The sequence below is a fragment of the Rhodanobacter sp. UC4437_H4 genome (genome assembly GCF_052978425.1).
Map to the genome: position 1 here is coordinate 1,056,727 of NZ_CM129673.1, position 13,085 is coordinate 1,069,811.

At 68.8% G+C, this 13,085-nt stretch carries 13 protein-coding genes; 12 read left to right on the plus strand and 1 reads right to left on the minus strand.

Annotation, left to right across the window (positions count from 1 at the left end; genetic code table 11):
• Positions 1 to 32: 32 nt before the first annotated feature.
• The 7 genes from ACVCL3_RS05080 (at position 33) to ACVCL3_RS05110 (ending at position 6,971) form a co-directional block, all read left to right on the plus strand.
• On the plus strand, positions 33 to 824 hold the full coding sequence (locus tag ACVCL3_RS05080) for an enoyl-CoA hydratase-related protein (protein ID WP_447100604.1): 792 nt from the start codon (positions 33 to 35) through the stop codon (positions 822 to 824).
• Positions 825 to 840: 16 nt separating this feature from the next.
• Positions 841 to 1,353 (plus strand): cupin domain-containing protein, encoded by a 513-nt coding sequence (locus tag ACVCL3_RS05085; protein ID WP_447099247.1) that lies wholly within the window; start codon positions 841 to 843, stop codon positions 1,351 to 1,353.
• Positions 1,354 to 1,441: 88 nt separating this feature from the next.
• Positions 1,442 to 3,430: an acetyl/propionyl/methylcrotonyl-CoA carboxylase subunit alpha gene (locus ACVCL3_RS05090; protein WP_447100605.1), complete on the plus strand. Its 1,989-nt coding sequence runs from the start codon at positions 1,442 to 1,444 to the stop codon at positions 3,428 to 3,430.
• Between the two features lie 186 nt (positions 3,431 to 3,616).
• A complete protein-coding gene (locus tag ACVCL3_RS05095) occupies positions 3,617 to 4,519 on the plus strand; it encodes a hydroxymethylglutaryl-CoA lyase (RefSeq protein ID WP_447100606.1) in 903 nt (300 codons plus the stop codon).
• A 61-nt stretch (positions 4,520 to 4,580) separates the two neighbouring features.
• Positions 4,581 to 5,900 (plus strand): amidohydrolase family protein, encoded by a 1,320-nt coding sequence (locus ACVCL3_RS05100; RefSeq protein WP_447100607.1) that lies wholly within the window; start codon positions 4,581 to 4,583, stop codon positions 5,898 to 5,900.
• The gene (locus ACVCL3_RS05105; protein ID WP_447100608.1) at positions 5,897 to 6,385 is read left to right on the plus strand and encodes a GNAT family N-acetyltransferase; all 489 of its coding nucleotides are present in this window, start codon (positions 5,897 to 5,899) and stop codon (positions 6,383 to 6,385) included. Before ACVCL3_RS05100 ends, ACVCL3_RS05105 begins: the two co-directional genes overlap by 4 nt.
• A gap of 4 nt (positions 6,386 to 6,389) precedes the next feature.
• Positions 6,390 to 6,971 carry an N-acetyltransferase family protein gene (locus ACVCL3_RS05110; RefSeq protein ID WP_447100609.1) on the plus strand — a complete coding sequence of 194 codons (582 nt, stop codon included), beginning with the start codon at positions 6,390 to 6,392 and terminating at the stop codon, positions 6,969 to 6,971.
• A gap of 100 nt (positions 6,972 to 7,071) precedes the next feature.
• Here ACVCL3_RS05110 and ACVCL3_RS05115 read toward each other — a convergent pair whose 3' ends face one another.
• The gene (locus tag ACVCL3_RS05115; protein WP_395117475.1) at positions 7,072 to 7,506 is read right to left on the minus strand and encodes an RcnB family protein; all 435 of its coding nucleotides are present in this window, start codon (positions 7,504 to 7,506) and stop codon (positions 7,072 to 7,074) included.
• A gap of 207 nt (positions 7,507 to 7,713) precedes the next feature.
• Between ACVCL3_RS05115 and ACVCL3_RS05120 the strand changes: the two genes are divergently transcribed.
• The 5 genes from ACVCL3_RS05120 to ACVCL3_RS05140 all read left to right on the plus strand — a co-directional run bounded on the left by ACVCL3_RS05120 (position 7,714) and on the right by ACVCL3_RS05140 (position 13,055).
• Positions 7,714 to 8,481 carry an SDR family NAD(P)-dependent oxidoreductase gene (locus ACVCL3_RS05120; protein ID WP_447100610.1) on the plus strand — a complete coding sequence of 256 codons (768 nt, stop codon included), beginning with the start codon at positions 7,714 to 7,716 and terminating at the stop codon, positions 8,479 to 8,481.
• A gap of 127 nt (positions 8,482 to 8,608) precedes the next feature.
• Positions 8,609 to 9,172, plus strand: a complete 564-nt coding sequence (efpL, locus tag ACVCL3_RS05125; protein ID WP_395117471.1) for an elongation factor P-like protein EfpL — start codon at positions 8,609 to 8,611, stop codon at positions 9,170 to 9,172.
• A 162-nt stretch (positions 9,173 to 9,334) separates the two neighbouring features.
• Entirely contained in the window at positions 9,335 to 11,395 is a 2,061-nt protein-coding gene (locus tag ACVCL3_RS05130; RefSeq protein ID WP_447100611.1) for an FUSC family protein, read from the plus strand.
• 113 nt (positions 11,396 to 11,508) lie between these two features.
• Positions 11,509 to 12,543, plus strand: coding sequence for an amidohydrolase family protein (locus ACVCL3_RS05135; protein WP_395117467.1), 1,035 nt, complete (start codon positions 11,509 to 11,511; stop codon positions 12,541 to 12,543).
• Positions 12,540 to 13,055 (plus strand): hypothetical protein, encoded by a 516-nt coding sequence (locus ACVCL3_RS05140; protein ID WP_395117465.1) that lies wholly within the window; start codon positions 12,540 to 12,542, stop codon positions 13,053 to 13,055. Before ACVCL3_RS05135 ends, ACVCL3_RS05140 begins: the two co-directional genes overlap by 4 nt.
• The last annotated feature ends 30 nt before the right edge of the window (positions 13,056 to 13,085 follow it).

Here is a 13,085-nt window from a genome sequence, read left to right on the forward strand (position 1 = left end):
GTTTATCATCGGGTTATTTGCCGGGACGACCGATGACCGACTCCATCCTCAACGAGCGCCGCGGCGCCGTGGCCTGGCTCACCCTGAACCGGCCTCAGGTACACAACGCGTTCGACGACAACCTGATCGCCGCGCTCACCGAGGCGCTGGCCCGGGCCGACGCCGATCCGGCGGTCCGCTGCGTCGTGCTCAGCGGCAGCGGCAGCACGTTTTCCGCCGGCGCGGACCTCCACTGGATGCGCGGCATGGCCGCCGCCAGCGAGCAGGAGAATCGCGAGGACTCGCTGCGCCTGGCGCGGCTGATGCGCAACCTGCAATTCCTCTCCAAGCCGACCATCGCGCGCGTCAACGGCGCGGCCTATGGCGGCGGCGTGGGCCTGGTCGCCTGCTGCGACATCGCGATCGGCGTGGACGGCGCCAAGTTCGCCCTGTCGGAGGTGAAGCTGGGCCTGGTGCCGGCGGTGATCTCGCCCTACGTGGTCGCGGCAATCGGCCTGCGCGAGGCGCGCCGGTGGTTCGTCAGCGGCGAGGTGTTCGACGCCGCGGAGGCGCAGCGCATCGGCCTGCTGCACGCCGTGGTGGCGGGCGCGGAACTGGATGAGGCGATCGAGCGCCAGCTGCATTTCCTCGCCAAGGCCGGTCCGCTGGCCCAGCGCGAAGCCAAGCAGCTGGCGCTGCGCATTGCCGGTGCCGATCCGGCCACGGCCGAGCGCATCGACACCCAAAACGCCGAGCTGATCGCCCGCCTGCGCGTCTCGCCGGAAGGCCAGCACGGCCTGGGCGCGTTCCTCGACAAGCGCGCGCCGTCATGGGTCACCGGTTGACCACGGAGCCACGAGCATGACCAGACCGATCCTCAACCTTGCCGACGTGGTGGTGCAATCCGCCGCCGACACGCCGATCCCCGCCGGCCTGCCACAAGGCGCCACCGCCGAACGCTACGACCTGCGCTGGGGTGAGGTCGCCAGCCGTATCGGCGCGCGCCAGCTGGGCTGCAACCTCACCGTGGTGGCGCCGGGCAAGCGCGCCTGCCCGTTCCACAGTCACCGCGCCGAAGAGGAGATGTTCATCATCCTCGAAGGCAGCGGCGAGTTGCGCTATGGCGCCGAGCGCCACCCGGTCCGCGCCGGCGACATCATCGCCTGCCCCACCGGCGGTCCGGAAACCGCGCACCAGATCATCAACACCGGCGCGGCGGAGATGCGCTATCTCGCGATCAGCACGCAGTCGCCGGCCGAAGTATGTGAATACCCCGACTCGGCCAAGTTCGGCGCCTTCGCCGACGGCACGCCGGGCCGCTTCCGCCACCTCGGACGCCTCGCGGATGCGCGCGATTACTGGGAAGGCGAATAACGCCTTTGCTGCGCCGCGCAGCGGAGAAACATCGCGCATCTGCTAACTTTTGAAGGCTTTGCACCGACCGTCTGGCCAGGGAAATCGCATGTTCGAACGTGTACTGATCGCCAACCGCGGTGAAATCGCCTGCCGCGTGATCCGCACCTGCCGTCGCCTCGGTATCCGCACCATCGCGGTGTACTCGGAAGCCGACCGCGACGCACAGCACGTGCGGCAGGCCGACGAGGCCTTGCCGATTGGCGGCCCGCTGCCGGCCGAGTCCTATCTGCGCATCGACGCCATCCTCGACGCTGCGAAAAAGAGCGGCGCGCAGGCGATCCATCCCGGCTACGGCTTCCTCTCCGAGAACACGGCCTTTTCGCGCGCCTGCAAGGACGCCGGCATCGTGTTCATCGGCCCCGATCCGGAGAGCATCGAGGCGATGGGCTCCAAGGCCGCCGCCAAGCAGCTGATGGCCAAGCACGCCGTGCCGCTGGTGCCCGGCTACGACGGCGACGAGCAGGACAACGCCTGCCTCGCCGAACAGGCGCATGCCATCGGCTATCCGCTGATCATCAAGCCCTCGGCCGGTGGCGGCGGCAAGGGCATGCAGATCGTGCGCTCGGACGCCGAGTTCCCCGAGGCGCTGGCCACCGCGCAGCGCGTGGCGCAGGCCGCCTTCGGCGACGCTTCGATGCTGCTGGAACGCTACGTGGAGCACCCGCGCCACATCGAGTTCCAGATCTTCGGCGACCGCCACGGCAACATCATCCACCTGGGCGAGCGCGAGTGCTCCGCGCAGCGCCGTTACCAGAAGGTGCTGGAGGAAACCCCCTCGCCCTTCCTCACCCCGGAAAAGCGTGCCGCCATGGGCGCCGCCGCCGTGGCCGCCGCGCGCGCCGTGAACTACGTGGGCGCCGGCACGGTGGAGTTCATCGTCGGTCCCGCGGGCGACTTCCACTTCATGGAAATGAACACCCGCCTGCAGGTCGAGCATCCGGTCACCGAGCTGACCCACGGCGTGGACCTGGTGGAATGGCAGCTGCGCATCGCCGATGGCGAACCGCTGCCGCTGGCCCAGCAGGACGTGGTCTCGCACGGCCACGCGATCGAGGTACGCCTGTACGCCGAAGACCCCGACCAGAACTTCCTGCCCGGCTCCGGCAAGCTGCAGTCGCTGCGCTTGCCGACTCCCTCGCAACACGTGCGCCTCGACGGTGGCGTGGTCGAAGGCGACACGGTGACGATCTTCTACGACCCGATGATCGCCAAGCTGATCGTGTGGGACGGGGATCGCCCGAAGGCGCTGCAGCGCATGCGCGAGGCACTCGCGGCATGCGAGATCATCGGCCCGAAATCCAACATCGCCTTTCTCGAACGACTGGTGCGCCATCCGGCCGTGGTCGAGGCCCGCATCGACACCGGTTACCTGGATCGCCACCTGGACGAATTCCTGGTCGGCGACACGGCTCCTGCCGAGGGTACGCTGTTTGCCGCCGCGACCGCCGTGCTGCTGCACGACGAATCGCACGTGGCCGGCAACGCGACCGACCCGCATTCGCCCTGGGCCCGCGCCGACGCCTGGCGCGTCGGCCACGCCGGCAAGCGCATCGTGGCGCTGGCCTGGCGCGACCAGCGCTTCGAGATCGAGGCGCGCGGGCACGCCGGCAATTATCAATTGCGCCGCGCCGAAACGAACTGCGAGGTGCAAGGCGCGCGCCTGTCGGACGACAACCTCGGCGCCCGCTTCGATGGCGAAGCGCGCCGCGTGCCGTTGCACGTCGACGCCGCGCACGTGCTGCTGCACGACGCCCACGGCCAGCGCTACAGCCTCGGTCGCGCGGCCGCGTTCGCGTGGGAAGCCAAGGACACTGCCGGCGGCAACCAGGTGATCGCGCCGATGCCTGGCCGCATCGTGCTGGTGAAGGCGCAAGCCGGCGACGCAGTCGAGCAGGGCCAGGAACTGCTGGTGATGGAAGCGATGAAGATGGAACTGGCCTTGAAGGCGCCGCGCGCCGGCACCATCGAGAGCGTGAATGCCGCGCAGGGCGAGTTTGTCGAGGCCGACGCGGTGCTGGTCCGCTTCGCCGAATAAATCACCCGACCCTTGTAGGGCGGGCACTGCCCGCCGCCCGCCTATCACGCACAAGAGCCGGCGGGCAGTGCCCGCCCTACCGGACCGCATTTGTAGGAGCGCACCCTGTGCGCGATGCTCTTCTTCACATCACGCAAAAGCTTCGCGCACAGGGTGCGCTTCTACACGCCATTACCGGAGCATCTGATGTCCCCGTCCAACCACGTCCGCATCGTCGAAGTCGGCGCCCGCGACGGCCTGCAAAACGAGAAGACGTTGCTGCCGGCCGAGGTGAAGATCGCACTGATCGACCGGCTCTCCGCCACCGGCCTCAAGACCATCGAGGCGACCAGCTTCGTCAGCCCCAAGTGGGTGCCGCAACTGGCCGACGCCGCCGAGGTGTTCACCGGCATCCGCAAGGTGCCGGGCGTGAGCTACCCGGTGCTGGTGCCGAACCTGCAGGGCTACCAGCGCGCGCGCGCAGTCGGCGCCACCGAAATCGCCGTGTTCACTGCGGCATCCGAAGCGTTCAACCGCAAGAACATCAACGCCTCGATCGACGAATCCATCGAGCGCTTCATCCCGGTGATGGAACAGGCCCGGGCCGACGGCGTGCAAGTGCGCGGCTACGTCTCCACCGTGCTCGGCTGCCCGTACCAGGGCGAGGTGCCGGCAAGCGACGTGGTGCGCGTGGCGCAACGCATGCACGAGCTGGGCTGCCACGAAATCTCGCTGGGCGACACCATCGGCGTCGGCACGCCGGCGAAGGCGCGCGCGATGCTGCACGCGGTGGCGCAGGAAGTGCCGATCGCCGCGCTGGCCGTGCACTTCCACGATACCTATGGCCAGGCGCTGGCGAACATCCTGGCCTGCCTGGAGGAAGGCGTGCGCGTGATCGACAGCGCGGTCTCGGGCACCGGCGGCTGCCCCTACGCGAAGGGCGCCACCGGCAACGTGGCCAGCGAGGACGTGGTCTACATGCTGCACGGCATGGGCATCGAGACCGGCATCGACCTCGACCTGCTGATCGCCACCGGCGCCTGGCTGGCCGCGCAACTGCACAAGGAAACCGCCAGCCGGGTCACCCGGGCACGCACCGCCGCGGCCTGAGCCACTCGCGAAATCCCGACGGCGATCACTATCATCGGCTTTCGGTTGACGAGACGAAGCGATGCGCACGAGCCTGATGACCTGGTGGCGGGCGGCAGCGGCACTGCTGATCCTGCTCTGCAGCCTGTCCGCCAGCGCCGCCACGCCGAAGGGTGATTGGTTGCTGCTGCCCGATCGCGTGTGGACCGCCGACGGTGACGTCGCACATGCAGGCTGGGCCGTGCTGGTGCGCGACGGCATGATCTCGGCGGTCGGCCCGGCCGGCTCGATCGACGCGCCTGCGGACGCACCCCGCGTCACCTTGCCCGGCGCCACGCTCACGCCGGGCCTGATCGACCTGCACTCGCACCTGTTCCTGCATCCGTACAACGAGACGCTGTGGAACGACCAGGTGCTGACCGAGCCGCAGGATTACCGCACGCTGCTGGCGGCGAAGCATGCGCGCGACACCTTGCTTGCCGGCTTCACCACGCTGCGCGATCTCGGTACCGAAGGCGCCGGCTACGCCGACGTGTCGGTCAAGCGCGCCATCGACGAAGGCCTGATCCCCGGCCCGCGGCTGTTCGTGGCCACCCGCGCGATCGTCGCCACCGCCAGTTACGGCCCCGGCCCGCGCGGCTTCCGTCCGGACATCACCCTGCCCGGCGGCGCGCAGGAAGTCAGCGGCGTCGATGCAGCGATGGCCGCGGTACGCGAACAGGCCGCGCGCGGTGCCGACTGGATCAAGATCTACGGCGACTACCGGGTCGGCCCGGACGGCGCTACCGCGCCCACCTTCACCGCCGCCGAACTGAAGGCGCTGGTCGACACCGCGCACCAGATCGGTCGCCCGGTGGCCGTGCACGCCGCCAGCGACGCCGGCGTGCGCATGGCGGTGGAGGCCGGCGTGGACAGCGTGGAACACGGCTACGGCGCCAGCGAGGCCACTTTCAGGCTGATGAAGCAGCACGGCATCGCCTACGAGCCCACGCTCACCGCGGTCGAGGCCACCGCGGAATATTTCCAGCATTACGTGCCCGGCAAGAGCGAACCGACCGAGCGCATGCGCGAAGCCGACCACGCCTTCCGCACCGCGCTGAAACTGGGCGTCACGATCGGCAACGGCAGCGACGTCGGCGTGTTCGCGCACGGCGAGAACTGGCGCGAGCCGGCAGCAATGGTGGCCGGCGGCATGACGCCCGCGCAGGCATTGCACGCGGCCACCGACGTGGCGGCAAGAATCCTGCGCCAGTCGCAGCGCTTCGGCCGCATCGCACCCGGCCTGGCGGCCGACCTCGCCGCGTTCAGCGGCGATCCGAGCACACAGATCGACGCACTCCAGCATCCGGTCTTCGTGATGAAGGCCGGCCTCCCCTATCTCACTCCCCACCACACCCCATGAGCGAAAACTTCCTGATCCGCCCGATCGCACCGGGCGACAACGCGGCGATGGCCGCGATCATCCGCGCCGTGATGCCCGAGTTCGGCGCCGACGGCCCCGGCTTCGCGATCCATGACGCCGAAGTCGACACGATGTACGAGTCCTACGCACAACCGCGCAGCAGCTATTTCGTGCTCGAGCGCGACGGCACGGTGATCGGCGGTGGCGGCGTCGCGCCCTTGCAAAACGCGGAGCCGGACGTGTGCGAGTTGCGCAAGATGTATTTCCTGCCCGCCGCGCGCGGCATCGGTGCCGGCACGGCGATGATGCAGCGCTGCCTCGACGCGGCCCGCGCGCACGGCTTCCGGCGCTGCTACCTGGAGACGCTGACCGGCATGGACGCGGCGCAGGCGCTGTACAAGCGCAGCGGCTTCACCGCGCTGTGCGCGCCGATGGGCGGCACCGGGCATTTCAGCTGCGACCGCTTCTTCATCCGCGAGCTGTGAGCCCATGACACCCATTCGCACTGCCCGCGACGAAGACGCCGCCGCCATTCACGCGATCTACGCACCATCGGTCAGCGACGGCGTGGCCACCTTCGAAACCGGACTGCCCGGCGTGGAAGCCATGCGCGAACGCCTGCGCGCGCGCCTCGAACACTACCCGTGGCTGGTGTGGGAAGAAGCCGGCGAGGTGCTGGCCTACGCCTACGCCGGCCGCTTCCGCGAACGCGCCGCCTATGACTGGATCGCCGAGACCTCGATCTACGTGCGCGCCGACGCACAGCGCCGCGGCATCGCGCGCCAGCTGTATGGCGTGCTGCTGGACGTGATGCGGCTGCAGGGCATCACCCAGGCCGTCGGCGTGATCACCCTGCCCGGGGTGGCCAGCGTGGCGATGCACGAGGCGATGGGCTTCACGTCGACCGGCGTGTGGCGACAGTGCGGTTACAAGCTCGGCCGGTGGTGGGACGTGGGCGTATGGCAGAAGGAGCTGCAGGCGGCGGCGAATCCGCCCGCGCCCGTCACCCCTTTCCCGCAGTTGCCACAGGCCACGCTGCAAGAGTTGCTGGAAGACCACCCGAACGCGTAGAGCGGGCACTGCCCGCCTTGCGCTCCTGCATATCTGCACCGGTTTGCCTGAAAAAAAAGCGTGCCCGCGGATGCGGGCACGCCTTCACGGTCAAGCCGGCTTACTGGTTGAGCAGCAGGTCGACGATCACGCCGGTGGCGATCGCCACCAGCAGGAAGTCGCCGTTGTCGCTGCGCACCCAGTGGTAGCCACGCGGCGGTTCCCGCAGGCGGGCGTCGCGCCAGTCGTACACCACGTAGCGGGTGCTGCGGTATTCCACCGGCAGGTAGCCGCCGCGCTTGTACCAGCCCTCGTGGCGACCGCGGTCGTGCCAGTTCTTGTAGCGGCCATGGCCGCGACCGTGGCCACGCCCCTGGTCGTTGTCGCGATCGTAGCGCACGTAACGGTCGCCATCATGGTCGTAGCTGCGGTCACGGTCGTTCTGCCCGTGGCGATCGCGGTCGTGGCCCCGACCGTGTTCCTGCGCCAATACGGGGCTGCCGGCCAGCATCAGCATCGTGCCGCATGCAACAGACAGAGCAAGCAACTTTTTCATGATGGATCTCCACTTGGTGGGCCAGGAACCGCGTGCATCGTACCGACAACTGCCTGACGATGCTGTGCGGTCAGACGACACGCTGGTGGCGACACCCCCAACCGGGCATGAATCGGCCAGCCGGGCGTGTTTTGCGTTCAGCCTGCAGCATACGCGGCGGCTCGGCTACCATTGGCGGCTTTCCGCATCCGTTTCGGGGGATCACCCATGCAGCTCGATCAGGTCAAGGCCATCATCACCGGCGGCGCCTCCGGTCTCGGCCACGCGGTGGCGCAGCATTTCGTCGCCCACGGTGGCAAGGTCGCGCTGTTCGACGTCAACGATGACAAGGGCCACGCCGCCGCGAAGGAACTGGGCGACGCCGCCCGCTTCTTCCGCACCGACGTCACCTCCGAAGAGGGCGTGGCCACCAACGTGGCCGCTGCACATCACGCGCTGGGCGGACTCAACGTGGTCATCAACTGCGCCGGCATCCTCGGCGCGGGCCGCGTGCTGGGCAAGGAAGGCCCGATGCCGTTGGCCAACTTCTCCGGCACCGTGATGGTGAACCTGGTCGGCAGCTTCAACGTGGCCAAGGCCGGCGCGGCGCTGATGCAGAACAACCAAGCCGGCGAGGACGGCGAGCGCGGCGTGATCATCAACACCGCCAGCGTCGCCGCCTACGAAGGCCAGATCGGCCAGGCCGCCTATTCGGCATCGAAGGGCGGCGTGGTCGGCATGACCCTGCCGATGGCGCGCGAGCTGGCGCGTTTCGGCATTCGCGTGGCCACCATCGCGCCGGGCATCTTCTGGACCCCGATGGTCGACGGCATGCCCGAGGCCGTGCAGCAATCGCTGTCCGCCTCGATCCCCTTCCCCTCGCGACTGGGCCGGCCGGACGAATACGCCAGCACCGTCGCTTTCATCCTGGGCAATCGCTACATCAACGGCGAGACGATCCGGCTGGACGGCGCGGTGCGGCTGGCGGCGAAGTAGCCGCCAGGGAATAGGGAATGGAGAATAGGGAATAGGAAAAGCCGGTTCCCGCCACCCTGCCCCACTGTCGCCCAGTACCGCTCTTGCCATTCCCTATTCCCCATTCCCTATTCCCGGCCCCAAACCCATGAAAGCTTCCGACGTAAAGAAAGGCAACGTGGTCGAGCACGACGGCACCGTCTACCAGGTGCGCGACATCGAGCGCAGCGCGCCCACCGCGCGGGGCGGCAACGTCACCTTCCGCTTCACCATGTATTCGATTCCCGGTGCGCGCAAGTACGACCTCAGCCTGCGCGCCGACGACGACCTGAAGGAAATGGACCTGGTCCGCCGCGCGGCGAACTTCTCCTACATGGACGGCGACGCGTTCGTGTTCATGGACGCGGAGGATTACACCCAGTACCTGCTTTCGCCGGAACTGGTCGGCGACAACGCCGGCTACATCGTCGAGGATCTGGAAGGCTATTACGTGCAGTTGATCGACGACGCCCCGGTCGGCCTGCAGGTGCCGACCAGCGTGGTGCTGACCGTGGTCGATACCGCGCCGGAAATGAAAGGCTCCAGCGCCACCAAGCGCAACAAGCCTGCCAAGCTCAACACCGGCATCGAAGTGCAGGTGCCCGAGTACATCAGCGTCGACGAAAAGGTGTGGGTTAACACGCTCACCGGCGAGTTCGCCGGCCGGGCTTGAGCAACCTCAAACCGTAGGGCGGGCACCGCCCGCCGCTCCCGCCACCGTGCGTGGCGGGACGAAGAGCCGGCGGACAGTGTCCGCCCTACCCCGGCGATTCGCGGGCACGGGCAGCACGGCTTTTTGCGATACTCGTTTTCCGCTCCCCGCGGCGCCCTCTCCATGTCTTCCAACAGCTATTCGCTGCGCGCCCACGCGATCGAAAGCCTGACCCAGGTCAAGCGGCCGAACGTGCCGTGGCGGGTGGTCGTGCGCAACACCGCTGCCGTGGTGCTGCCGCTGGCTGCCGGCATGGCGACGGGCCACCAGACGATCGGCCTGGCGGTGGCCAGCGGCGCGTTGAATGCGATGTTCTCCGACCAGCCCGGGCCGTATCGCCAGCGCCTGCGGCAGTTGCTGCTGAACGCGCTGGCCGCGGGCCTGGCCTCGCTGGCGGGTTTCCTGCTCGGCGACCAGTTGCTGCCACTGCTGGCGATTACGGCGGCGCTCGGTTTCTTCGGCGGCCTGCTGGTGGTGTTCGGCCCGGACACGGCACGCGCCGGCATGACCAGCATGATCCTGCTGGTGATCACCGCCGCCACCCCGCAGCCGCTGCCCGGCGCACTGGGCGGCGCGGCGCTGATCTTCGCCGGCGGCCTGCTGCTGGCCGCGTTCTCGCTGGCGGCGTGGCCGCTGCAGCGCTACTGGCCCGAGCGCCATGCGCTGGTCGAGGTGTACCGCGGGCTGGCCACGCTGGCGCGCGAAACACGCCACGACGCCACCGACGTGCCGGCGCTGACCGAGGCGATGACCACCCTTCAGCAGACCCTGCTGGGGCGCCACCGCGCCCACGGCCGCGCGATGGAAGCCTTTGGCGTGTTGCTGGAACTGGCCGAGCGAATCCGCCTGGAACTCACCGCCATCGCCGAGCTGCATGCCGGCCCTGCCTTGCAGGCCGGCTTCCGGGATGGCGCGGCCGAGGTGCTCGCGGCGATTGCCGACGCGCTGGAGCACGGCGATTCGCCCGCACGCGCCGACACGCTGCTGCAGGCCTTGCGCGCGCGGCACGACGAGGGTGACGGGTTGGCGCCGCATCGGGATGCGCTGATCGGTCAGCTTGCGGCAGCCGTGCGCAACGCCGACTGGGCCGGCAGCCGCGGCGAGCTGCGCGCCAGCGCAGCGGAAACGCGCCTGCCGGCGACCCTGCGCAGCACGGCGATCCGGGCCACCCTGCGCGCCAGCCTCACGCCGCGCTCGGTGGCGTTCCGCCACGCCGTACGCATGGCAGTGTGCCTCACCGCAACGCTGGCGCTGTCGCGCTGGCTGGATCTCCCGCACGGCTACTGGGTGCCGATGACGGCGGCGATCGTGCTGCGCGCGGATTTCGCCGCCACCTTCAACTTCGGCCTGTTGCGCGTGCTCGGCACCGTGCTCGGCCTGGTGCTTACCACGATGTTGCTGTCGATCACGCCCGACCAGCCATGGGCGCATCTCGCCCTGATGGCCGTGCTGTGCATGGCGTTCCGCTACCTGGCCGGCGCGCATTACGGCATCGCGGTGGCCGCACTGACCGGCACCGTGGTGATCCTGCTTTCGTTCGAGGGCGTGGCGCCCGATGCCGCGGTGCTCGATCGCGTGATCGACACCGCGCTGGGCTGCGGCATTGCGCTGTTCGCCTACGTGGCGTGGCCGACCTGGGAGCGCAGTCGCGCGCGCGAGGCCCTGGCCAGCATGCTCGACGCCTATGCTGATTACCTGAGCCACCTGGCCGGATGCGGCGGCGTGGTGCGCGGCGAAATTCGCTCCGCCGCACGCACGGCCCGGATCAATGCGCAGGCGTCGATCGAGCGCATGCGCAGTGAGCCGGCGACGCCTCCTGCGTTGCTGGCGCTGGCACGCCAGCTGCTAGCCAACGGCAACCGGCTGGCGCGCACCGCGATGACGCTGGAAGCGATGCTGGGCGACCTCGCCAGGTTGCCGCCGTCGACCGGGCTGGCCGACTTTATCGGGGAATGCATCCGCGCACTGCATGCCATCTCCGGCGCGTTGCGCCAGCAGGCACCGCTCACCGGGCTGCCCGACCTGCGTGCCGCGCAACGCGCGCTGGTTCGCCGCACTGCGGGCGCGGACGCTGCCAGTGTCGACCTGCTGGGCCGCATCAGCGATCGCCTGGTGGACAACATCGATACGCTTGCCCACGTCATCAACCGCCACCGGCCCGAGCCGGCCCTGCCCGACCGGTAGAAGCGCACCCTGCGCGCGCTGGATCCTCCCGTGGCGAAAGAGCTCGCGCACAAGGTGCGCTCCCGCAAAAACGGTGAGGCGACGGCGGCGCCCGGAGGTTTTACACTGCACGGATGCTCAAGATCGACACCCACGCGCACATCCTGCCCCGCGACTGGCCGAACCTGGCAGCCAAGTACGGCGACGACCGCTTCCCGGTGATGACCCATACCGACGGCCGCCACCGCATCTACAAGGACAGCAGGTTTTTCCGCGAAGTGTGGGATTCGGCGTTCGATCCGCAGACGCGCATCGACGACTACGCGCGCTTCGGCGTCGACGTGCAGGTGATTTCCACCGTGCCGGTGTTGTTCTCCTACTGGGCACCGGGATACCAGGCGCTGGAACTGCATCGCCACTTGAACGATCACATGGCCGGCATCTGCCGCGACTACCCGCGCCACTACGCGGGCATCGGCACGGTGCCGCTGCAGGCGCCGGAGCTGGCGGTGCGCGAACTCGAGCGCTGCATCGACGAGCTGGGCCTGCAAGGCGTGCAGATCGGCTCGCACTGCGGCGACTGGAACCTGGATGCGCCTGAGCTGTTCCCGTTCTTCGAGGCGGCCGCCGATCTCGGCGCCGCGATCCTGGTGCATCCATGGGACATGATGGGCATGGCCAGCATGCCCAAGTATTGGATGCCGTGGCTGGTCGGCATGCCCGCGGAGCAGTCCCGCGCCGCCTGCTGCCTCGCCTTCGGCGGGGTGCTGGAGCGGCTGCCGAAGCTGCGCGTGATGCTGGCCCACGGCGGCGGCAGTTTTCCGTACACCATCGGCCGCATCGAGCACGGTTTTCGCATGCGCCCGGATCTGGTGGCCACCGACAACCCGCGCAACCCGCGCGAATACCTCAAGCGCTTCTATTTCGACTCCTGCGTGCACGACGACGATGCCCTGCGTTACCTGCTGGATGTGACCGGCGTCGAACAGGTCATGCTCGGCACCGACTATCCTTTCCCGCTGGGCGAACAGGTGCCGGGCAGCGGCATCGAGGCGCTCGGCCTGGACGAGGCCGGGCGCGAGCGACTGTTCCATGGCACCGCGCTGGAGTGGCTGGGCCTGCCCAGGCATCGTTTTGCCCCCGACCCTTCTCGACCGGAGTCCGCATGAACCTGCTTCGCACGACCACACTGGCGCTCGTCGCCACCCTGCTGCTGGCCGGCACGGCGCACGCCGCGGAAGTCAGCATGGCCGGCGGCAACATCACCTTCGACACGCCCGCCAACTGGCTCCCGATCATGCAGACCGAAGGCGACCCCGAGGCGCAGGTGTTCCAGGTACCCGACCCCTCGCCCACCGGCAAGAGCAGCCTGGCCCGCGTCACCGTCACCGTGACCCGGGTGCCGGACATCAGCAGCTTCCACCAGTTCATGGCCCAGGCCACGGCCAAGGCGCTGGCCCTGCCCGGCTACCAGCAGGACAAGGTGCCGCCGGTACCGAACAGCAACCTCTACACCGCGCAGGAAAACGGCACCGCCTTCAGCTACACCGAGCACTACTGGTTCAAGCACGGCTACGCGATCCAGCTGCGCTGCGTGCGCCCGACCCGCACCCAGGCCGGCAGCGCATGGCAGGCCGATTTCGACAAGGGCTGCGATGCGCTGGCCGTCCAACTGAAATAGATCCGCAACCCCTGCAGGAGCGCGCTCGCG